23 protein-coding genes are annotated in these 21,534 nt (G+C 39.7%); 13 read left to right on the top strand and 10 right to left on the bottom strand.

All coding sequences use genetic code 11. The annotated features are described in order from the left end of the window. Position 1: 1 nt before the first annotated feature. From ugpC to MKX52_RS04735, 5 genes are all read right to left on the bottom strand, one after another. Positions 2-1,108: a sn-glycerol-3-phosphate ABC transporter ATP-binding protein UgpC gene (gene ugpC, locus MKX52_RS04715; protein ID WP_088004005.1), complete on the bottom strand. Its 1,107-nt coding sequence runs from the start codon at positions 1,106-1,108 to the stop codon at positions 2-4. A gap of 139 nt (positions 1,109-1,247) precedes the next feature. Then, positions 1,248-2,123, bottom strand: a complete 876-nt coding sequence (locus MKX52_RS04720) for a helix-turn-helix domain-containing protein (RefSeq protein ID WP_012009436.1) — start codon at positions 2,121-2,123, stop codon at positions 1,248-1,250. Positions 2,124-2,143: 20 nt separating this feature from the next. Continuing rightward, positions 2,144-2,353, bottom strand: coding sequence for a YheE family protein (locus tag MKX52_RS04725; RefSeq protein ID WP_003211787.1), 210 nt, complete (start codon positions 2,351-2,353; stop codon positions 2,144-2,146). A 153-nt stretch (positions 2,354-2,506) separates the two neighbouring features. Beyond that, positions 2,507-3,865: a YheC/YheD family protein gene (locus tag MKX52_RS04730; protein ID WP_088004008.1), complete on the bottom strand. Its 1,359-nt coding sequence runs from the start codon at positions 3,863-3,865 to the stop codon at positions 2,507-2,509. Continuing rightward, positions 3,822-4,925 carry a YheC/YheD family protein gene (locus MKX52_RS04735; protein WP_342491572.1) on the bottom strand — a complete coding sequence of 368 codons (1,104 nt, stop codon included), beginning with the start codon at positions 4,923-4,925 and terminating at the stop codon, positions 3,822-3,824. The genes MKX52_RS04730 and MKX52_RS04735 overlap by 44 nt, the downstream gene beginning before the upstream one ends. A gap of 214 nt (positions 4,926-5,139) precedes the next feature. On the opposite strand from MKX52_RS04735, the gene MKX52_RS04740 reads away from it, so the two are divergent. From MKX52_RS04740 to MKX52_RS04765, 6 genes are all read left to right on the top strand, one after another. After that, positions 5,140-6,273, top strand: a complete 1,134-nt coding sequence (locus MKX52_RS04740; RefSeq protein WP_342491573.1) for a DUF445 family protein — start codon at positions 5,140-5,142, stop codon at positions 6,271-6,273. A gap of 121 nt (positions 6,274-6,394) precedes the next feature. Then, complete coding sequence (locus tag MKX52_RS04745; RefSeq protein WP_012009440.1) at positions 6,395-6,751, top strand: YlbF family regulator; 357 nt, start codon at positions 6,395-6,397, stop codon at positions 6,749-6,751. A 448-nt stretch (positions 6,752-7,199) separates the two neighbouring features. Beyond that, the gene (locus MKX52_RS04750) at positions 7,200-8,066 is read left to right on the top strand and encodes a Cof-type HAD-IIB family hydrolase (protein ID WP_012009441.1); all 867 of its coding nucleotides are present in this window, start codon (positions 7,200-7,202) and stop codon (positions 8,064-8,066) included. 113 nt (positions 8,067-8,179) lie between these two features. Then, complete coding sequence (locus tag MKX52_RS04755) at positions 8,180-9,679, top strand: coproporphyrinogen III oxidase (protein WP_342491574.1); 1,500 nt, start codon at positions 8,180-8,182, stop codon at positions 9,677-9,679. A gap of 75 nt (positions 9,680-9,754) precedes the next feature. After that, on the top strand, positions 9,755-11,029 hold the full coding sequence (locus MKX52_RS04760; protein ID WP_342491575.1) for a SidA/IucD/PvdA family monooxygenase: 1,275 nt from the start codon (positions 9,755-9,757) through the stop codon (positions 11,027-11,029). A gap of 162 nt (positions 11,030-11,191) precedes the next feature. Next, a complete protein-coding gene (locus tag MKX52_RS04765; protein WP_342491576.1) occupies positions 11,192-11,965 on the top strand; it encodes an enoyl-CoA hydratase in 774 nt (257 codons plus the stop codon). A 226-nt stretch (positions 11,966-12,191) separates the two neighbouring features. Here the strand turns inward: MKX52_RS04765 and MKX52_RS04770 are convergent, their stop codons facing one another. After that, positions 12,192-12,380, bottom strand: a complete 189-nt coding sequence (locus tag MKX52_RS04770) for a YhzD family protein (RefSeq protein WP_012009445.1) — start codon at positions 12,378-12,380, stop codon at positions 12,192-12,194. 172 nt (positions 12,381-12,552) lie between these two features. On the opposite strand from MKX52_RS04770, the gene MKX52_RS04775 reads away from it, so the two are divergent. From MKX52_RS04775 to MKX52_RS04790, 4 genes are all read left to right on the top strand, one after another. Continuing rightward, positions 12,553-13,767: a DNA repair exonuclease gene (locus MKX52_RS04775; protein WP_342491577.1), complete on the top strand. Its 1,215-nt coding sequence runs from the start codon at positions 12,553-12,555 to the stop codon at positions 13,765-13,767. A 16-nt stretch (positions 13,768-13,783) separates the two neighbouring features. Further along, positions 13,784-16,573: an AAA family ATPase gene (locus MKX52_RS04780; protein WP_342491578.1), complete on the top strand. Its 2,790-nt coding sequence runs from the start codon at positions 13,784-13,786 to the stop codon at positions 16,571-16,573. A gap of 62 nt (positions 16,574-16,635) precedes the next feature. Continuing rightward, the gene (gene yhaM, locus MKX52_RS04785; RefSeq protein WP_003211952.1) at positions 16,636-17,580 is read left to right on the top strand and encodes a 3'-5' exoribonuclease YhaM; all 945 of its coding nucleotides are present in this window, start codon (positions 16,636-16,638) and stop codon (positions 17,578-17,580) included. Positions 17,581-17,696: 116 nt separating this feature from the next. Beyond that, positions 17,697-17,927 (top strand): sporulation YhaL family protein, encoded by a 231-nt coding sequence (locus MKX52_RS04790; protein WP_012009448.1) that lies wholly within the window; start codon positions 17,697-17,699, stop codon positions 17,925-17,927. Positions 17,928-17,980: 53 nt separating this feature from the next. On the opposite strand, the gene MKX52_RS04795 is transcribed toward MKX52_RS04790, so the two are convergent. Continuing rightward, on the bottom strand, positions 17,981-18,862 hold the full coding sequence (locus tag MKX52_RS04795) for a peptidylprolyl isomerase (RefSeq protein ID WP_342491579.1): 882 nt from the start codon (positions 18,860-18,862) through the stop codon (positions 17,981-17,983). A gap of 161 nt (positions 18,863-19,023) precedes the next feature. Between MKX52_RS04795 and MKX52_RS04800 the strand changes: the two genes are divergently transcribed. Then, entirely contained in the window at positions 19,024-19,110 is an 87-nt protein-coding gene (locus MKX52_RS04800; RefSeq protein WP_008361129.1) for a YjcZ family sporulation protein, read from the top strand. A 145-nt stretch (positions 19,111-19,255) separates the two neighbouring features. Next, a complete protein-coding gene (locus MKX52_RS04805) occupies positions 19,256-19,345 on the top strand; it encodes a YjcZ family sporulation protein (RefSeq protein WP_017360317.1) in 90 nt (29 codons plus the stop codon). Positions 19,346-19,397: 52 nt separating this feature from the next. Here MKX52_RS04805 and MKX52_RS04810 read toward each other — a convergent pair whose 3' ends face one another. Continuing rightward, complete coding sequence (locus tag MKX52_RS04810) at positions 19,398-19,583, bottom strand: hypothetical protein (protein WP_072368131.1); 186 nt, start codon at positions 19,581-19,583, stop codon at positions 19,398-19,400. A gap of 82 nt (positions 19,584-19,665) precedes the next feature. After that, positions 19,666-20,184 (bottom strand): DUF3267 domain-containing protein, encoded by a 519-nt coding sequence (locus MKX52_RS04815; RefSeq protein ID WP_003210901.1) that lies wholly within the window; start codon positions 20,182-20,184, stop codon positions 19,666-19,668. Between the two features lie 233 nt (positions 20,185-20,417). Here MKX52_RS04815 and MKX52_RS04820 point away from each other — a divergent pair, with 233 nt between their 5' ends. Further along, positions 20,418-20,762 (top strand): YhaI family protein, encoded by a 345-nt coding sequence (locus tag MKX52_RS04820; protein WP_012009451.1) that lies wholly within the window; start codon positions 20,418-20,420, stop codon positions 20,760-20,762. On the opposite strand, the gene MKX52_RS04825 is transcribed toward MKX52_RS04820, so the two are convergent. After that, positions 20,740-21,360 carry an HTH-type transcriptional regulator Hpr gene (locus tag MKX52_RS04825; protein WP_012009452.1) on the bottom strand — a complete coding sequence of 207 codons (621 nt, stop codon included), beginning with the start codon at positions 21,358-21,360 and terminating at the stop codon, positions 20,740-20,742. The two genes, MKX52_RS04820 and MKX52_RS04825, sit on opposite strands and share 23 nt — an antisense overlap. Positions 21,361-21,534: the final 174 nt, after the last annotated feature.

Here is a 21,534-nt window from a genome sequence, read left to right on the forward strand (position 1 = left end):
TTTATTCAGCGGAACGAATGCGGAGCTCCGTATCCGAGTCAAAGAAGTGGGCTTTGTTCATATCGATGGCAAGAGGTATAGATTGTCCAGCCTGAACATCGGTACGAGAATCAACACGTGCAATAAAAGATTGACCATCGAGAGAAGAGTAAAGCATCGTTTCTGCTCCCATTAATTCAGCAACTTCTACGCTCGCATCGATCTTTGTGCCCTCAGATGCTTCTATAAACACGGGTTCATCATGAAAATCTTCTGGTCTGATTCCAAGGATGATATCTTTTCCGATATAACCTTGGCTGCGTAATACCTTCATCTTACCTTCTGGTACACGTATATGCGTTTTTCCAACTGCAATGGCACCGTCAGAGAGCTTTCCTGTGAAAAAATTCATCGCAGGAGAGCCAATGAATCCACCTACAAATACATTCTCTGGATTTTCATATACATCCTTCGGCGCTCCAACCTGCTGAATAAAGCCATCTTTCATTACGACAAGACGAGTAGCCATTGTCATTGCTTCAGTCTGATCATGTGTGACATAGATAAATGTCGTTTGCAGACGTTGATGAAGCTTAGATATTTCAGCACGCATTTGAACGCGAAGTTTTGCATCTAAATTAGAAAGCGGCTCATCCAAAAGAAAGACCTTTGCATCACGCACAATTGCTCTACCGAGTGCAACACGTTGTCTTTGACCGCCGGACAGCGCTTTTGGTTTCCTGTCTAAATATTGCTCAAGCCCTAATATTTTAGCGGCATTTCGAACCCGCTCATCAATTTCTGATTTCGGGAATTTTCGCAACTTTAATCCAAAAGCCATATTATCGTATACATTCATGTGAGGATATAATGCGTAATTTTGGAAAACCATTGCGATATCCCGGTCTTTTGGTGCTACATCATTCATCCGTTTTCCATCTAAAAGAAAATCCCCTTGTGAAATCTCTTCAAGCCCTGCAATCATGCGAAGGGTTGTTGATTTTCCGCAACCAGATGGACCAACAAACACAATAAATTCTTTATCTTCTATATGTAGATTAAAGTTGTCTACTGCTGTTACCTTGTTATCGTACACTTTATAAATTTGATTAAGCATCATTTCAGCCATAGATGATAACCTCCCCATTCATTTATTGAAAGCGCTTCACTTGTATATAAAGTGTATAAAATGGGGAAGTGTCTGTAAATGGACAACGTGCACAACATCTCATTTTCATTTTTGGGCAGGGTGCTCATGTCACTGATTGTTATGAAACGTCGAGAAGATTCATCATAAAATAAACAGCAGATGCTTCTGGAAAATGTCGTATATCAATTGCTGTGCGCTCAATAAATTTATCGATTCGATATTGAAGGCTGTTTCTGTGAACATATAAAGCTTTTGCTGCCTTAGATGCATTTAAGTTACATTGCATATAAGTCATGAGGGTACGGTAAACATCCCGATCAAGAATCGCCTCTTTAAAAGCATCTGAAATGGCATGAGAGAGGATGGGTTCATCGTAACGCAACAGTGAGGGCAGACATTGATAAAATGTGCTAATCCCTGACCTAACCTTGCCTCGCTGCATATGGTCCAACACAAGCTGCTGTTCATTTAACAATTTCTTCTGTAAATGTTCATTTGGCAAATGGAGCTGTCCTTGTAAAAAGACTGAGTCTGTTAAAAAGTCACTTGTAATGGCTAGAGACAAATCATATAGCAGTTCTAACTGACTGTTTTCTGATGTAGCGTTTGTTTGAATCAGCATCGCTGTATCAGCGCCTGTCCAAATGAAATGAGTATGTTCGAGGCTGTGGACCACAGCCTCTTTTATTTGCTGCCTTTGTTCAGCTTGATGGGACATTTTAAAATAATACACACGGACGGGGTGCTGTACAGTTAGTGATGTGTTATCGAATAGATAGCTGTACCATTTTTGTTCATCCTCAGTTTGCTTTGTATGAGATAGATCAATTGGTGTAAGGAAAGTATTGAGAAGAATTATTTCTCTTGCTGTAAGCTTTGATTTGTCTACTCCAAATAATTCGCCTTCGTCTGTTTGATACCAAAGAATTTGATGATCATTTGTAGGGGAGCTGATGATATGCTCTCCGTAAACATGCTTTAATTTTTCTAACATGGCGAAGCTCCTTAAACAGTTTAATCATAGACATGGAACAGCATTAATTCGTGGATTTCTTCTTTTAAGGTTGGTTCGACTTCATGGGGCGGAAGCTGAGAGCCCCATTCAATATCACCTGTTTTGTGGTAGATACCTTCGTAGTGTGCACCATTGTGAAAAAAGGATATTTTCCACCCTGGCAATTGTGCTTTTTTAAAGAGAGGTTTCCATTGAAAATGAGAAATCATATCATTATTGCCTCCTTGCTTTTATTGATGAACCAATAAATAAACACGACGATACGGAAACAACCTTGAACTTGATTTTATTGTATCTCATCTGATGAAAAGAGCATAGGAAAAGCATAGATTTCATAACATCATCATTTAAAACAAAAACAGTCAGTAGACGTTAGTGTAATCTGAAGTTGTTAAGTCTGTTTGTGAAAGGTAAGCTGCGTAATCCATCAAATTTTTTCCGATCAGTCTTTCTGAGTTTCGCAATGAGACATGCTGGAAAACATCGCGGCCAGGTCGAGAATTGGCTTCAAACATCCAGATAGCTCCTGTCTGGTCAATGCCTAAATCAAAACCGATTTCACCAATATGACCGGACACTTTTTCATCAATGACTTGGCTAAGTGTAATGGCAGTATAAGAAAGCTGCTCTAACATTTTTAAACGCTTCTTCTTTTCTGGAAAAACATCATATAGAGTTTTCACCGTACCGCCATATGAATGATGAGTCGTGACGGTGTGATGGCCAGATATTTTTGCTACTGCTGCCGTGACTGTCCAATGACCGTACTTATTTTTATTGGTATGAACTCTGAAATCCATTGGTTGATTGTCTATTTTTAGTAGTGCTATGCCTTGTTGAGCCATAAAGTCTTGAATTGCATGGTCCTTCCGAAGATTGGTCACGAAGTGCTCTACTGAGTCAAATGGAACAGCCCTTCCTTGATTTGAGCTTACAGTGATTCCATAAGTCGTTTTGTTTAATTGATAAATACCGTCGCCATGACTTCCATTTGACGGTTTTAAGTAAATGACCTCATGTAGATGGAGGAGTGTTTCTATTTTATTAAGAGCGTCTACCGGATCCAATTGTATGGAATGGGGAAGAAAAGGACATGTTTTTTCATCTGTTAACAATTGTTCATGAATATCCCATTTATTAAAAAAAGAAGGGTTGAACCAAGGAATGTCATAGTCTTGCGTGAGTTTGCGTTTTGTTTCTTGAACGAATGCTGACTGAGCTGCCTTTCTATTTGGAAGACGATCGTAAATGACTGAGGGCAAGGGCATCTTTTTTTTAATCCATGTTTTCTGTTGATACAACAATCCTTCAACTATTCCTTTATCCCAGTCAATCGAATGAGTACCAAAAAGATAGGCAAAACCGGCATGCTGTTTGAAAGAGTGCAGCAGGTTAATAAAAAAATCTGATCTCGTTCCTAGTGGCTGCGTGCTTTTCTCAAAACCTGCGGTGAAAATACCAAGCAGCGGCCCTATAAACAAGGTATGATCGATGGCGATCACATCAGCTCTTGATTGATAAGGAATGAGTAAATCTTTATATAGATCTTCTGATAATAAAATTTTATTTGGATGTTGATGATAGGAAACGGTGAAGTCATCTACTAGACGAGAACCTAAAGCAAGAGAATAGATCACCTCCTGCTGTTTAAAATGGACGGGAAGATGAATTGTTTTTTCACTTGCGGGATGAGTGGCGATGATGCAACGATTTTTGTTCACGAGAAACCTCCTTCCGTTTTGACTTCATCGATTGAGCATGTGCAAGAATGGTACGAATCAATTCATTTTCCTTGTCAGGATAAGCTTTTAAAAAAGCGGATCGCCCTGGTTTTGATCTTATATTTGATATAAAAAGTCTGCCTTCCCTTGTATGGAGTAAGTCTACAGCGAATTCAATGCAAGGAGAAAAGGTTTTATCAATATATGCTGGCAGAAATGCTTGAATAGATGCTATATCATCTACAAGAAGCTCTCTAATGTGCGGTTGCAAGGTATTGATATAGTGATCAAAGCCTATCATGGAGGCTGTTTTTTGTGTAATGCTTAAATGACTATTTTCTGCAGATGATTTTGTGTGAATCCCTATGCGATTCCATTGATTTTGTGAATCTTTCATCAGGAAAATCCTTATTTCATTGAATAAAAAGTCTTTTTGATCACTCGTCTGAAAAAATTGAAGGAAATATCGGCCTACATACTTTCTGCACCAGCGCTCTATATATGATGGACGCGAAAATGTGATGACTTGTTCGGGACTTAGCTGAACAGTGAAAGTGTTGTCTTTTAAGAAAATGAAGTAAGTAGATGCTGCATGTTGTTGAGAGAGCGGCTGCATTTTACAATAACCGTCTTTCCTTAACATGCTGAGAAGGTCTGATGGCTCTTTTAATAATGAGCAGACAGGTAAATATGGCTGTAAAGCAGGGAGAAGGCGGAGCTGCTCGAATAGCATCATTTTATTTGAAATACCTGTATTTAGAAAATCTGTTTTCGGATACTTTTTCAGCCATTCCATGATTGGTTTTGCTTTTTTAGATTGTGCGTCATGCTTGTAAAGGCATCGATCGTAAATCAAGTCAGGAATCTCAAATTCTGCTGCTGCGAATCCTTGACCATCCGTAAAAGTTTGACCTTGTATCACATTTGAAGCTGGCTTTAAATCAAATGGTGTAAAACGAACAACCTTTAAACCATAAGCAGGGGCAGCTTTGGCTAGCCCACGAGTGAATGCCTCTTCATACTTCGGAGAAAGAGTCACAATACCTAATGTTGATGTCATTAAAAAACACCTTCTTTTCAACTTCTTTTTTTAACAGCAGAAAAACACTTTTTCACGATTTTACATAAAGATTGCGTTCCTTTATCATTACGATAGATCAATTGATCATATGTCTAGCAGCATGCTTCATTTGCTTGAGGACATGACAAGAACTATAATACGAATAGATTAAACCAATAAACATCGGGTGTTGTTTGAAAGGTAGATGACGACTTTGAATATATTCACAACGTTTCTCTTTATGATTGTTATAGGAGCCGTTATAGGAGCAGCGACAAACCATCTTGCGATTAAAATGCTTTTTCGCCCTTATAAGCCGTATTACTTATTCGGGAAACATCTTCCTTTTACACCGGGGCTCATTCCTAAAAGAAGAGATGAAGTAGCGAAGCAAGTTGGAGTCTTGGTTATGGAGCATTTGCTCACACCAGAAGGTATTCAAAAGAGATTTGAATCATCTGAGGCAAAGCAGGAGATCTTGCATACAGTCCATCGATTGATTGACAAAGGCGCTGACATGGAGATTACAGTGCTCTCTTTGTTAGAAAGATTCGGTGTATCACATGCTGACGTCAAAGCAGATGAATGGCTTCATCATTGGTCTGATCGGAAGCTCGCTTCACTGCTAAAAAAATATAACAAGCAAACGTTATCTGAGTTACTCCCATTAGAAGTGGAAAACAAAATTTCGTCAAAAATTCCAGATGCAGCAGATTATATTTTAAAGAGAGGCATTCATTACTTTGAAAGTGAAGAAGGTAAAGCGAGGCTTGGCAATATGATTGATGATTTCTTAAAGGAACGAGGCATGCTTGGCGGTATGGTTCAAATGTTTTTAGGAAATTCAAGCTTAATTGACCGAGTACATCCTGAAATCATTAAGTTTTTAAGAAATGCAGAAACAAAGAAGTTCTTAACAGATTTACTAGTTCAGGAATGGGAAAAGGTGAAACAATTTTCACTTCAGGAACTGGATGATAAATGGAATGTAAAGGAGCTTGCTTATAGTGTGAAAAAGCAATTGCTTTCACACTTCTCTACAAAGGTGATATTGGACAAGCCAGTTGGATCTTATGTCAGTGAAGTAGCTGTTGATCTCAAAATACACTTGGCACCAGTGCTTGTCGATAAGGGAATTAAAGCAGCATCAAATGCATTAGAGGGACTGCTCGCAAAGCTCAAGTTTGAAGATATCATTCGTGAGCAGATTGAACTTTTTCCGCTTAAAAAAATGGAGGAGCTTGTCATTAGCATTTCCAACAATGAACTTAAGATGATCACGTTTTTAGGCGGTTTTTTAGGAGGATTAATCGGCGCAATCCAAGCAATCTTTGTCACGCTCTTTTAAAACAGACTAGAGAAAATTTCATGAATTCGTTGTATATATGTGAAACGAAAGCCATAGTTTGTTATAGTGGAGTGGTGTCCGCCGATCATATCGGTGATAACGGATAGAAAGGAGACATAACATGTCTGTAAATGTTTATGATGTTGCATATGACCTTGAAAAAGCACTGCGTCATAGCGAAGAATACTCAACTCTAAAAAATCTTTATGATGAGGTTAACGCGGATGAGTCCTCTAAAAGAATGTTCGAGAACTTCCGTGACATTCAAGTAAACCTTCAACAAAAGCAAATGACTGGTCAAGAGATCACACAAGAAGAAGTGGAGCAAGCACAAAAAACAGTGGCACTTGTTCAACAGCACGATAAAATCTCTCAGTTGATGGAAGCAGAACAACGTGTGAGTGTTCTCATCGGAGAATTAAATAAAGTGATCATGAAGCCTCTTGAAGAGCTTTATGGGAATCCAGAAGAAAATTAATGAAAAGGGCGATGATATTCGCCCTTTTTTTATTTAACAAGTTCCCTGTCTAACTTTTCAAAAAAAGGTTGTCGAAGCTCATAAATTCTGCGATAATACTTATATTGAAAGTGCTTTCAACAAGCGCTCTCATGGGGCAATTGGGTGCGTTTCACTTGGGATTTAAGGCGATTAGCCAAACGAGAGAAGCGCTTCTGGGAGAAACGCAAAGCATAAGGGGATCTGATATAAGCAATGCTTTGGTGTGTGAAAGATAAGGGGATCATGGGGAGCTTCATCACCTCATTGTGACGCATCCAAACCATACATAAAAAAAAGCCTAGGGGTAGGCTTTTTTTATTTGCAAAAGATTCATAACAGACAGAGCTCTTTCAACTGCATGTTCTAAAGCACCAAGCTAGGGCATATCCTCATCGTAAGTACAGTCATCAAGAAGGGGGATGCCTCAGTGTCAAAAAAACTACTTGCACTCAATATAGATGGAACGTTACTTCGTTCCAATGGAAAAATCCATTCCGCTACAAAAGAAGCTGTGGAATACGTGAAGAAAAAAGGAGTTTACGTGACGCTTGTCACCAACCGGCATTTTCGTTCCGCACAAAAAATTGCCAAGGCGTTGAAGATTCCAACGTCAACCCTTGTGACGCATAGTGGTGCATTTATAGCGAATAAACTCGATGAGCCACTTCATGTGAAGAAACTAACGGAAGAAAAAACATTTAATCTTGTACAAATTCTTGAAAGCTTTGATTGTAATGTTCGCTTGCTACATGAGAAATTCTCAATTGGCAACCGGAAAAAAACGCAGTCACAGCTGATGGGAAAGACGTTGATTCATCCGTCTGATCCGATTTTCTATCCCGTGCAATTTGTTGAATCGTTAAGTGATATGCTGATGGATGAACCGGTTAGTACACCAGTGATTGAAGTATATTCAACCAGTGAGCTTCAGCCTGAAATTCACCAAACCATTCAACAAGCTTTTCCATCTGTCGATCTTATTCAGATCAGTGATGAGAAAATGAATATTGTATGCAAAGGTGTATCGAAAGAAGCAGGGCTTTCTCTTTTGACCTCAGCTTTAGGTTTAACTTTAGAAGATACGGTGGTCATTGGGCATGGAACAGATGATATCCCAATGCTCGAATTGGCTGGCTTAGGCGTTGCGATGGGAAATGCAACTCATACTGTTAAGCGTAAAGCCGATTGGGTGACACGCTCGCACGATGAACAGGGAGTCGCTTATATGATCAAAGAATACTTTAGAATGCAGCAAAGAGAAGGGTTTTTACATCAATTCGATATTAAACGATAATTAGACGAAGGCTCTGTCAATCAAGAAATGGCAGGGCCTTCAACTGTTCCAGTCATTGCTTTTCCTACATAGATTTTGTAAAATGAAACAAGTTTGAAGATAAAGGTGATACGATGCGAATTTTAATTAAAGGGCTGTCAGATGATCGATTTCATCGCCCGCTTGTCAATATAGCCAATTTATTTGAAGAAGATAGTGAAGTGCTGTTTGATTCAGGTGAATTGGAAGATGGCTTAACCATGGTGTTTAGCTGGGAAGAAGAAAATGGAACGGTGAAAGCATCTGGTTATATCGCTGGATCAGACATCACTAGTCGTTTTTCACGAGACGTCCCAGAGGGTTTGAACGACAAGGAGCGCTGGAAGCAAATCAAAAACACAGTGCTGTCTGTTTATTTACATCTGCTTCAGGAGTACACAGGAATGACGCAAAAGTGGGGTATTCTCACAGGGATACGTCCTACAAAATTACTTCATAAAATGCTGAGAGAAGGTATGACAAAGGAAGATGCGCATGCCGCATTAAAGCGTGATTATTTGATTCATGATGAAAAAATCGATTTGATGCAGGAGATTGTGGACCGTCAGCTTCAAGCGATTCCGGATCTGTATGATCTTCAGCAGGAAGTAAGTATTTATATTGGTATTCCTTTTTGCCCAACAAAATGCGCTTATTGCACGTTTCCTGCTTATGCAATTAAAGGACAAGCCGGAAGAGTGGGGACGTTTTTGTTTGGTCTGCATTATGAAATGCAAAAAATTGGTGACTGGCTAAAAGAACATCGGATCAAAGTGACAACCGTTTACTTTGGCGGTGGTACGCCGACGAGTATCACGGCGGAAGAAATGGATTTGCTGTATGAAGAAATGTATCGCTCGTTCCCTGATGTGAAACATATACGGGAAGTGACTGTCGAAGCCGGGCGTCCTGATACGATTTCGCCTGATAAGCTAGAGGTGTTAAACCGATATCATATTGATCGAATTAGTATCAATCCACAATCGTATGAGAATGAAACACTGAAAGCCATTGGCCGGCATCATAGTGTAGAAGAAACGATTGAAAAGTATCACTTATCAAGAGAGTATGGTATGAATAACATTAATATGGACTTAATTATTGGTTTGCCAGGAGAAGGGCTCAAGGAATTCCAGCATTCCTTGAATAAGACTGAAGAACTTAAGCCTGAATCGTTAACTGTGCATACGCTCTCCTTTAAAAGGGCGTCTGAGATGACGCGTAATAAAGACAAATATCAAGTAGCAGACCGAGAAGAAATCACACGTATGATGGATGAAGCAGTTGCTTGGACGAAAGCACATGACTATCACCCTTATTATTTATATAGACAAAAAAACATCTTAGGGAACCTTGAAAATGTCGGATACTCATTAGATGGACAGGAAAGTTTATATAATATTATTATTATGGAAGAAGTGCAGACAATCATTGGGATTGGATGCGGTGCTGCTAGTAAGTTCATTGATCCGCGTTCAGGAAAAATTACGCAGTATGCCAATCCAAAAGATCCAAAATCGTATAATGACCGTTATGAACACTATACTGAGGAGAAAATTCAATTTCTTGAGTCATTATTTGTTCCTCACGTTTAAACACTGCGGTGACGCAGTGTTTTTTTCATCTGTAAAAGGGTATATAAGTGATAAAAAGTTAAAGCAGGTGTACATATGATTGATGTGATTGGAATTGGGGTTGGGCCTGCCAATTTAGGGTTGGCGGCTTTGTTAGAGGAGTATGAAGATGTTTCATGCTGTTTTTTTGAACAGGAGACGGAATTTGCCTGGCATCCTGGCATGCTGATCAAAGGAACGGATTTACAAGTCTCCTTTTTAGCTGATCTTGTGACGATGGCGAATCCAAGGAGCAGATATACATTTTTAAATTATTTACATGAATCAAATAGACTTCACCGTTTCTATACATTTGAACAGTTTGACATTCCACGAAGAGAATTCAATGAATATTTATCATGGGTCGCACATGAATTAGATAGCTGTCATTTTGGGATGAAGGTAGAAGAAGTGACGGACTGCCAAGGTGGTTATCTTGTGAAAGTCAGGTGCTTAAAGGATGGATCGCTTTCTGAGTATCGGGCAAAGCATGTCGTGCTCGGAACAGGGAGCAAACCGATGATTCCGGTCGATGTACCTGATGCTGCACTGCCTTATGTGACCCATAGCAGCCGGTATTTAGACCAGCAGAAAGAACTTCAAGAAGCTGAGGCGGTGACGGTAATTGGTTCTGGGCAGAGTGCAGCCGAAATCTTCTTAGACCTGCTCCAGCATCAGAAGAAAGGGCAGCAGCTTTCTTGGTTTACACGATCTAGTGAATTTAGAGAGCTAGAGACGGCTGAGCTTGGTCAGGAGCTGTTCACACCAAAGTACGTCGAGTATTTCCATTCACTTCCTTATGAAGAACGAATGAACACATTGCCTAGGCTGACTGGATTAAGAAATGGGATAGATGCATCGACGCTCTCACGTATTTACCAGGAATTGTATCATCGGTCTGTTTCAGGTGAGGAGCCATCTGTGATCATTCAACCCATGACCGAGCTTGAAGCCATTCAGGTGGAGGAGAATCAGTCCCTCAAACTGAACCTAAAGCAATGGCAGCTAAAGAAAGAAAAGAGCATAATAGTAGATCGTGCTGTATTGGCTACAGGATACACACCGAATATCCCGGCGTGGTTTAGTGCGTATGAACCTTTAATTGAATGGGAAAGTGAAGAGCATTTTAAAGTGACAGAAGACTTCAGGCTTGTGTTCAAAGACAAGCGTCCGCATCATTTCTTTACATTTACGAACCTAGATCACTCTCATGGAACAGCGGCGACCAATTTAAAACTATCCATCTACCGCAACCAGAAAGTGATTCAAACCATTCGCGGGGCGAAAGAAGCGCCATTCAAGAAGGAAACAGCCTTTCAGCAATTTGAATAAGAGATAAAAAGGGCCAAGCATAGGGCCCTTTTTCATTAGATTGTTATTTCAACAATTATGCTTGTTTTGGTATCAACTAATCCTGAAATTTTTTAAACTGAGGAAAAGGAATTATTCGGGTTGAAATGGAAGTAAGTCATGTGTTTAAAAAAAGGGGGATGGATGATGACATATATCAATTGTCAGCTAGATGGGGATATTTTTGAAATCGTTTTCAATAGGCCGGATGCTTATAATTCATTTCATGTGGACATGTTTGCTGAATTCAAAGAGGCATGTGATGCAGCGGAGAAAAGTAGTGCAAAAGTCGTTGTAATCAAGGGCGCGGGAAAAGGGTTTTCAGCAGGCGGAGATATTGGCATGATGCTTAAGCAGGAAAGTGAAGAGGATTTCCATCGTGTGATGGATTTGATCGAGGGGATTACGCTTTCTCTAGCAGGTATGAAAAAAGTAACGATTGCTCTTGTCCACGGGTCAGCGGCAGGGCTTGCTTTTAGCTTTGCTTTAAGCTGTGACTACTTGTTTATGCATCAAGATGCAAAGCTCGCCATGAATTTTAATGGAGTAGGCTTAATTCCAGATGGCGGAGGGCACTTTTTCCTCACAAAAAGAGTCAGTGAACAAACCGCGAAACAATTGATTTGGAGTGGACAAAAGCTTCCTGCTGAAGAAGCGCTAAAGCTGCGCCTTGCAGACGGCGTGTTTCAAGAGGAAGTCGATGCGTATCAAAAAGAATGCGTGAAGCCATTTATGAACATGCCGCTTCAAGCATTTATCGAGACAAAACGAATTTATTTCCAGCAGTCAGAGTCACAGCTGCTAGCCGTTCTTCAAAAGGAGAGGGCAGCACAGGCAAGACTGAGGCAAAGCCATGATCATAAGGAAGGCATTCAGGCATTTTTAGAAAAAAGACGACCTGTCTTCCAGAATGTATAAACGAATGTAAGTCCGGAGAATGCCGGCTTCAGCGTGTAGACAAACCCTCGCATTCGGTGTCAGGTCTCTGCTTCGGTGCTCACGAATGTTCAATTCGCTCCGCTCCGATGCTCGTCCTTCCTAGACTTCAAAGGTTTTCTATTACGCTGAAAAGAAGACAAAGGGCTAAAATAAAGATCATTTTAGCCCTTTGCCAATAATGTGAGGCGGGCGAATGCCGGCTTTTTTAACGTTCAAATAAAAGCAGCTTGCCTGCATCATCAACGAGACGATGAGAATGCTTCGTGTATTGCTGTTCTAATAAGCGATGGCGACCTAATTCCTTTGCCTTTTCATCACTATCTGTTGTGATTTTTTCATTTAATAAAGTTTCACCGGATGGGTCAAATACAGTTAAAAAGTATGTCTTCTCCATTCCTCAACTTCCTTTCCTCTGCTTTTCTATGTAATTAAACAAAGAATAAGACAAAACCTCCTTTTTATCCCTTAAAAATCTGTTTTTTAGAATAAGAGTGATAGAACGTGCATTCGCAAAAATGGCATGATAAAATATGGACAATGACAGTATCGGACAAGGAGATAGACGTTTGACTAAGCTCACTTTTATTCATGCCGCAGATTTACATTTAGACAGTCCATTTGCAGGAATGTCGAATATTCCTAGCTTACCCTTTAAGCGGCTCAAAGAAAGTACATTTCAAAGTGCGAAGAATATGTTTGATCTCGCCATTGCTCGAGCAGTAGACTTTGTGCTGCTTAGCGGAGATTTATTTGACGAATCAAACCGTAGCCTGAAAGCACAGCTGTTTTTAAGAAATCAGTTTCTAAGACTGCAAACTCAAGGGATAGAAGTCTTTATTATTTATGGTAATCATGATCATTTAGGTGGTGAATGGACACCAATCGAGTGGCCTGAGAATGTGCATGTTTTTTCAACCAGTACCCCAAGTGAGCAATCCTATTATAGAGGAAATCAGCTTGTCGCAAGTATTTATGGATTTAGCTACAAAGAGCGTGCTGTCTATGAAAATATGACCTCTCAATATATCAAAGCGACAGATGCTACCTATCACATTGCGATGCTTCACGGTACATTAGCTGGACAAGAAGGTCATGATGCGTATGCACCTTTTCAGCTTGAACAGCTCCTTTCCCGGGATTTCGATTATTGGGCGCTTGGACATATACATAAGAGAGCCCTTCTGCATGAAGACCCATTGATTATTTATCCTGGTAACATGCAGGGCAGACATATAAAAGAAACAGGAGAGAAAGGCTGTTACGTTGTTCAACTCTCCGAGGACTCTGAAACAGCGGAATTTATTAGCTGTGCGGATGTGATGTTTGAGACACTTACAATAGACATCACAGAGACGGTTCATATGACGGATCTTGTGACACTTGTGGATAACAAAATGAGTGAACTGAAAGAGGAAGGTGTCCCTCATTTTGTGAAAATTGAATTGACGGGTGAGGCTCCTCCTTATTTTGAGCATACTCAGCTTGAGTTGCTTGAGGAGCTGATGACCGTTCTTCATGAACAGGAAGAAGATGAAGATGTATTCGTTTGGGTCATATCGATTGACTGCCAAACAAATAAGAATGTCGCCTATCCAGAAGATTCTTTTTTGAAGGAACTCACTGCTGAAATGTCACAGTTTGAGGCTTATGAAGAGCTTCTATCACCAATCAAGCGTCATCCAATCTATAGAAAGTCAGGAAAAGCGCTCACAAAAGAGGATGAAATGGATATAAAAGAAGAAGCGCAAAGGCTGCTGACAGAACAGCTAAAGCAATTATGAGAAAAGGAGAGGCACAATGAAAATACGTTCACTCCATATCGCCCATTTCGGTAAATTTTCAAATCGCACCTTTCACTTTTCTGATGACGGTTTTCAGCTAGTTTACGGCCTAAATGAATCGGGGAAAACGACATTGAAAACGTTTATTGAATCGATGTTATTTGGATTTCCAAAAAACAAGATGTACAAGTCGAAACAGGGTTCTTTTTATGGTGGTTCCCTCACTTGTCATGATGACGAGATTGGCGTTATTCACATTGAGAGAACATCCGACCGCGGTGGGCATGCACAGGTGTTTTTACCGAATGGTGAAGTGAAAAACGAAGCTTTTCTACAGGCGCTTTTAAAGGGAACGGATCGCAGATTATATCAATCAATCTATTCGTTTGATGTGTTTGGACTGCAAAATGTCCAAGCCTTAAACCAGGATCAGATAGGCGAATTTCTACTTTTCTCAAGTTTATTTGGCTCAGATGCAGCCACCAAGATGGATAGCAGGCTGCTAAAGCAACAGGAACAGCTGTTTAAACCAAATGGCCGCAAGCCTGAATTAAACCAGCAGCTTGATCGTTTAAAAGAGCTGACAGGTCAGTTGAAACAAGCGAGATTGGTAGAAGGTAGCTATACCGAAAAGAAACGGGAGCAATCTGAATTAACGGAGACGATCGAAAAGCTTCAAAATGAAATGAAACAAGCGGAAGAACACCTTCAGAAACTGACTGAATCCATTCAAGTCTATCCCATGATTGAGAAAAAAGTGGAGTTGAAAAAGGAATTAGCCCGCTTTCCAGACCGAGTCAAACGTTTTAGAGCAGAAACCAAGCATGAGCTTGATAAACTAGAATCACACCTTCACCCGAAAAACGCTCAATTAACTGCACTGAAACAGAAGTTAGATCATTTGCAAACCTCACTCGTACAAGTTCAACCGCTTTATGACAAGGATACCTTAATGGAGATGAATAGAGTCGTAGATGAAGCATCGAATGCTGAGCTTGTGAAAAAACGCATAGCAGAGTGTCGAGCAAACCGTGATTCATTGAAACAAAAAATAGACGAAGCGGAAGTAAAGCTAAAGTGGGAGCGCCCGATAAAGCTCGAACAAATCGACGATTCGCTTGAATTTGAGTGGGAATTAAAGGAGACTGTCACTCAATACATCCGTCTCATGGACAGAAAGGCGCAGTTAGATGAACGTTTTGATCACGCGAGACATGAGCTGGACGAAGCAGAAGCTGTTCTAAAAGGGTTAAAGGAACAGCAAGTAAAACTGCACGGAGCAGAAGATGATGCGAATAATACAAGATCGAAAAAGAAACCGATTGATTCACAGGCGTCGCTATTCCAAGGCTTGATCGCATTTGATGTGGTGTTTCTGTTTGTTCTATTCTTTTTAACAGAGTGGTGGATCACACTATTATTTGCGGGATTTTCTGTTTTTCTCTTCTTTGTCATTTACTCATTCAGTCAAAGAAACTCTAATAAACAAAGAAACGGAGAAGACGCCTTAGATTCCTTTCAAGTGCAGGCAGCTTCTGCTGAAACACTTATGAGGCAGAAGGAGCTGCTCTACGAAAGAATCATCCGGCAATATGAAGACTGGGAGCTAGAGCTCGAGCCTGTCCAGCAGCAAGTAGAGGAAAAGAAGAGACAGCTTGGCTTGTCGTCTGAGCTTTCTTTCCTAGTAGAGGCCTTCCATATTCTAAAACAATTAAAAATGAATACAGCGGCATATGACGAGTTTCAGCGTGAAATAGAAAAGCTCTCCGATCAGCAATCGATTTATGAGCGCAAAGTTTCAGCGTTAAGCAGTATCCTTCAAAAAAAGGAAGGAACTATTCAGGAGAATATTTCAGTCTTTCAAGAGATATTGAAAGATGAGACGAAAAGAGAAAAAGAACGCCAGACATTACATGTATCCATTCAACATGCGATGCAGCAGCTCACGACACTAGAAGGTGAAATTCAATATTACGAAAAACAAACGGATGAGCTTTTTCGTCAAGTAGAAGCAGAGTCCAAAGAAGATTACCAAGTGCTTTCTCATCTATCGAAAGAATACCGAGAACGACTTTCTGAGCTGCAGCAGCTGAATCAAGAGCTTCATAGAAGCGGTTGTTTTGATGAGGAGGAATGGATTGTTCGCAAAGGACTACCTCTTCTTGAGGAGGAGTGTGCCAAAGCAAAGCAGCACCTTCATGACGTTCAATTGAATGCGGAGAATACGGAAAAACGTTTAGCAGAACTAGCGGTGGAAATACGGCAAATAGAAGCTTCTGGAACAGTGTCTGATTTGACTCATCAGCTTACCGCAGAGCAGGAGCATGCGAAGCACCTCGCGAAAAAGTGGGCTGCCATTCAGCTTGTCCGCACCGTCATACGAGAAAAATTGAATGAGCATAAAGAAACAAGGTTGCCTGCATTGCTTCACACAGCCTCTAGTTTTATCCAACCGTTAACAAATGATCGTTATGAAGCGATTTTATTTTCACCTGAAGATGATTTGCTCATGGTGAAAAGAATGGATGGACGAATATTCCGCCCAGAGGAGCTTTCACAGGCAACGTGTGAACAGATCTATCTGGCGATTCGTTTTGCGCTTGCTTTGTCTCATCAGCAAGATTGCCAGCTTCCGTTTATGATGGATGACAGCTTTGTTCATTTTGATCACGTTCGTCTAGGCAGAGTGCTGGAGATGATGAACGAACTCACACGTTTTGAAACACAGCTGTTTTATTTCACCTGTCATGAGCATATGAAGCAAGCAGCAGAAGATGGACAGGTTACGAGTTTAGCAGTTGAATGATTGACAAATAATGACTTATGTTATACTTATATGAGCAGAAACATGGAAGGAGCTTTTATTGAATGGCTAAAGGGATCATGACCTATGATGTCGGCGAACAAGTTGACCTGCATTTATTAATTAAATCATCTACTAAAGGGATTGCGAGTAATGGCAAACCATTTTTAACGTTAATTCTTCAAGATCAAAGTGGAGATATTGAGGCGAAATTATGGGATGCGAAGCAGAATGATGAACAAACCTATGCCGCACAAACCATTGTGAAGGTAGTTGGCGATATTCATCATTATCGCGGGAGGAATCAGCTGAAACTTAGGAATATACGCCCTGTTGCTGAAAATGAGCAAATTCGAATTGATGATTTTCTCGAAACAGCTCCTATTCCAAAGCATGATATGATGGATACAATTATGCAATATATTTTTGATATGAAAAACCCTAATATACAGCGTGTCACAAGACATTTGCTGAAAAAATATGGACAGGAATTCGCTGACTATCCAGCAGCGACAAAAAACCATCACGAATTTGTTTCTGGTCTTGCTTATCACGTAGTGTCCATGCTGCATTTGGCTAAATCAATTGTGGATCTATATCCATCATTAGATCGAGATCTTTTATATTCAGGCATCATTCTTCATGATTTAGGAAAAGTCAAAGAGCTTTCAGGCCCAGTCTCAACCACCTATACGGTGGAAGGGAATTTAATTGGTCATATATCAATTATGGTGACAGAAATTGCGAAAGCTGCTGAAGAGCTTGGGATTGATTCAGAAGAAATTTTAATTCTACAGCACTTAGTACTAAGTCATCACGGAAAAGGTGAGTGGGGAAGCCCGAAACCACCAATGGTGAAGGAAGCCGAAATTCTCCACTATATTGATAATTTAGATGCGAAGATGAATATGATGGATCGTGCGCTTGAGCATGTGAAGCCAGGAGAATATACAGAACGTATTTTTGCGTTAGAGAATCGTTCATTTTATAAACCAACTTTTCACGAGTAATTATGTCAGAACGTCCACTTATGCGGGCGTTTTTTTCATAACTTGTCTTCTTTTTGCATAAGCATGTAACACAAAGGAAAAGAGAGCTGTTCTGAAAAAAAGGAGGCGATGAAAAAATGTTGTTTTTTCCATGGTGGGTGTATGCATGTATCATTGGCATTATTTTCTGTGCGTATAAATTAATGACAACGGCCAAAGAGGAGCAAGAGATTGATCAATCCTTTATTGAGAAGGAAGGAGAGATTTTTATCGAGCGAATGGAGCAAGAAAGAGAGCGCAGACGTCAGGGACAGCAAATGAAAAGATCCCAAGATTCGGCGGCACATGAAGATCACTCGATTGCTTAATCAGATGTTATAAAAACCCCTCTGCCTGATCACGGCAGAGGGGTTTTTGGTGATTATTGGTTTTGTTGTTGTTGTTGTTGTGCAGGTTGTTGAGATTTTTCTTTAAACGTGTTTTCAAGCTCTTTATCTTTTACTTTCACATCTGCATCTTTCACCAATTTGTTTAAGATGGTTTGGATTTCATTTGTGTCTGCTTGTTTTTGATCAAGTAGTTCTTTTTTCAAGTCTGCTTTCATGTCATCATATTTACCGCGTTCTTCGGTCTTTTTAATGATATGGTAGCCGAATTGTGATTTCACTGGTTTGCTGATTTCATTCACTTTTAGTTTGAATGCAGCTTTACTGAAGTTCTCGTCCATTTGACCTTCTTTTGCGAACCAGCCTACATCTCCGCCTTGTGCAGCTGAAGCAGTATCAGTTGAATATTCAGACACTGCAGCATCCCATTTTTCACCTTTATCTAATTTCTTTTCCACTTCGTCAGCTGTTTTCTTATCAGCTACTAGAATATGGCTTGCGCGGATTTTCCCTTTTAGGTCATCGTAATACGCTTTTACTTCTTTATCAGTGATTTTGATGTTAGCTTTGGCAGCCTTTTGAGTCAGCAGCTCATATTTCACTTGATCTTTGATGTAATCTTTTCCGAATTCATCTTGAAGTTGTTTTAAACGATCTTCACCAAGTGTCTTTTTATATTCTTCCATTTTCTTATCAATTTCTTTATCAGATACTTTGTATTTGTCAGCAAGAACCTTTTGTTGAACAAGTAGATTTAAAGCATCTCCACCTGCTTGTTTCTTAAGAGTTGTATAAAGCTCTTCTTTTGTGACATCTCCTGATTTTGTTGTTGCGATGACATCTTTATCACCGCTACTGCATGCGCCAAGAGTTAAAACACTAACTGCTGTTACAGCTGCTAAAGCCATTTTTTTCATTCAAAAAACACTCCTAATCTTTCCAATTTATTTATCATTGCTTGTATCATAACATATTGTGACACGCAGTAAAAAGAAATGCAAATGGAAGGGCATTCGTCTAGTCAAAAATTTGCGCGCGACATACACATATAGTGATCACAAAAAGGAGGCTGAATTATATGGGAGCAGGATATTCTAATGGATTTGCTTTATTGGTCGTGCTATTCATTTTGCTGATCATCGTTGGTGCAGCATATCTTTACTAATTAAATCGCTGTGACAGAAAGGAGCCGTCCTGCCATGCGTGCGGGCGGTTCTTTTTTCAAACGATGACAGGTGCCTAAACGTTTTCGATTTTATTGCATACACTGAGCTTAGAACAGAGGAAGAACTGGCAGGAGGTGTTTTTACATGGGAGGAGAAGTCTTCGCTGGCGGTTTTGCACTAGTCGTCGTGTTATTCATCTTATTGATCATTATCGGTGCATCTTGGATTTGCTAATAATGAATATACACAAAAAGCTGCCCTCAAACTGGCAGCTTTTGCTTTGATCTTAAATAGATATGGTAATTTCAACAAATGATGAGATCAGTAAGATCAGTATCGATACATTGATAAAGCGAAACACCTTATCTTGCCGTTCTTCAGGAATCTCTCTGACAAGGCATAATGTATTAGTAAGCCTGTTTATTGAATACACAATAAACGCGGCAAAGACGATGAAGTAAAATAAAACTATCGGAGATCCCCCCTCTCTATGCTATTCCCATACTACATTACCAAATTTTTTATGAAAAAGATAGAAGTTGGCTTTAAAAACCTCATGATGAGGATGTTTGGTCAACTAAAATATCAAACTCGTCTTGGGCTTGATCGATGATGCAGGATTTAGGTGCTTTGAGCAGTTTCCATGCAAATAAAAAGTCCGGCAAACAATAGCCTGCATGAATACTTGCGATGATGATAAAATAGTGTGCATACATAGGAAACGCCACTCCTAACACAAAGTAAACCGGTGAAATCACACAAAATGGACTAAGAAGTGAATAAAGCATGATGTTTTTTGGCACACGCTGCCAGCAATTTCGTTTAAATAACGTCATTTTTTTCTTGTTTTTCATCACTGGGATCAAGTGAACCACACGGTGGACAAGCAACGTCACAAGTAAAAGCATAGCAAAAAGCGGTGCGTTGTGACTGCTTAGTCTCGTTTCAGGATGAGTCAGTTGAAAACATAAAAAAGCCGTAATGAAAAAAAGTATAGCAAGACTTATGGCTGAAATCAGCAGTCTTGTATAACCATAATCCTTTTCAAGATTAATGGTCTTCCAACAATTCATTTTTCATCCTTCCAATCTTAAAAAACTAATTGAATATCTCAAGATAATTTACTCTTCCTGAGGATAAAAATCAATGGTTTTTATGAAAAAAAATAAAATGTTGTGTTCATATGGAATAAAGAGAGGAAACTTTGGATTTTTCAAGAAAAAAAGACAGAAGAGGGAGGTTCGTCTCTTTCGTCAATGAGTAATTTCGGCTAGAATAGAAAGACTAAGAGAAAGAGGGAACGTACATGAGTATTGAGGAACGAATGAGCCAGCTCGAATATTATATGGAACTTTTGCTGACGGCGACCGATATGAGCCGTTATCCATATTATGCATTATTGATGAGGCAGCAGGTATCGAAAGAAGAAGCGCAGGAAATTGAGCGTATTTGTGCTGAGCTTTCAGAGGAAATGGACAAGCAAAAAGCACAAGGCTACGTCATGTTTGACGATATGCTTGCGCTTTTTGCAGGACAGTTAATTGAAAAGCTGGATGTGCATGAGACGATATTTGCATTGCATGATCAAGGGCTGTTTCAGCCGTTAATGAATGAATTTATAAAGATCATTAAACAATTTGATTTGCTTTAGCCGCTTTTTCTGCTGCATCAGCTGAGTCTTCAAGTTCCTCAGACTTTTTCGTGACTCTTCCTCGCTCGTTCAAAAAGTCCTTCTCAATGTTTGAAAACGATTTCTCAAAAATCTCCATGAAGTCCTCACCATAGATGTTTCGGATAATACACATCATTTCTAAAATCTCAGGGAATTTTCCGTAAATGTCATGAAGCGGCTGTGCGCCTTTGACAATACCAGTTCTTGCCGGGTCATAATCTTCGAGTAGTTTATGGAATGTCTCTTCGCCTTTTGGCGTTAGCTCAATATACGTATTGCGTTTATCGTTTAACTTTTTAGAAAATTTTAAAAATCCTCGTTCCTCCAGTTTCTTGGAGAAGTTAAACGCTGTTGATACGTGCATGACGCCAAACTTTGCAATTTCTGATATTGAAGCTCCTTTTAATTGATACGCAATCCACAAAATATGATGTTCATTGATATTTAGGTTATACGGTTTGATCCACTGCTGCCAGTCCTTTTCAATGGATTTCCAAAGAGCTTTGCTCAATTGGGCCATTCTTTGACTGAATAAAAGTGCTTCTTTTACATCGAAAGGCTGTTCCGAATGATTCATCCATTTCACCTACTTCTCTTTTTCTTGTAATTCTATTATGCCAATAAAATAAAGATTAATAAAGCTGAAAATTCAAGAATTTTTAAAACTCATGAAAAACATTGTCAAAATAACCTTTTTTCAACAAAAAAAGTGCGGGATACGCACCCCGCACACTTTTGTAAACGAATATTT

Origin of the sequence: Bacillus sp. FSL R5-0422 (assembly GCF_038610765.1) — a bacterium.
In the GTDB taxonomy this organism is placed as follows: Bacteria; Bacillota; Bacilli; order Bacillales; family Bacillaceae; genus Bacillus; species Bacillus pumilus_O.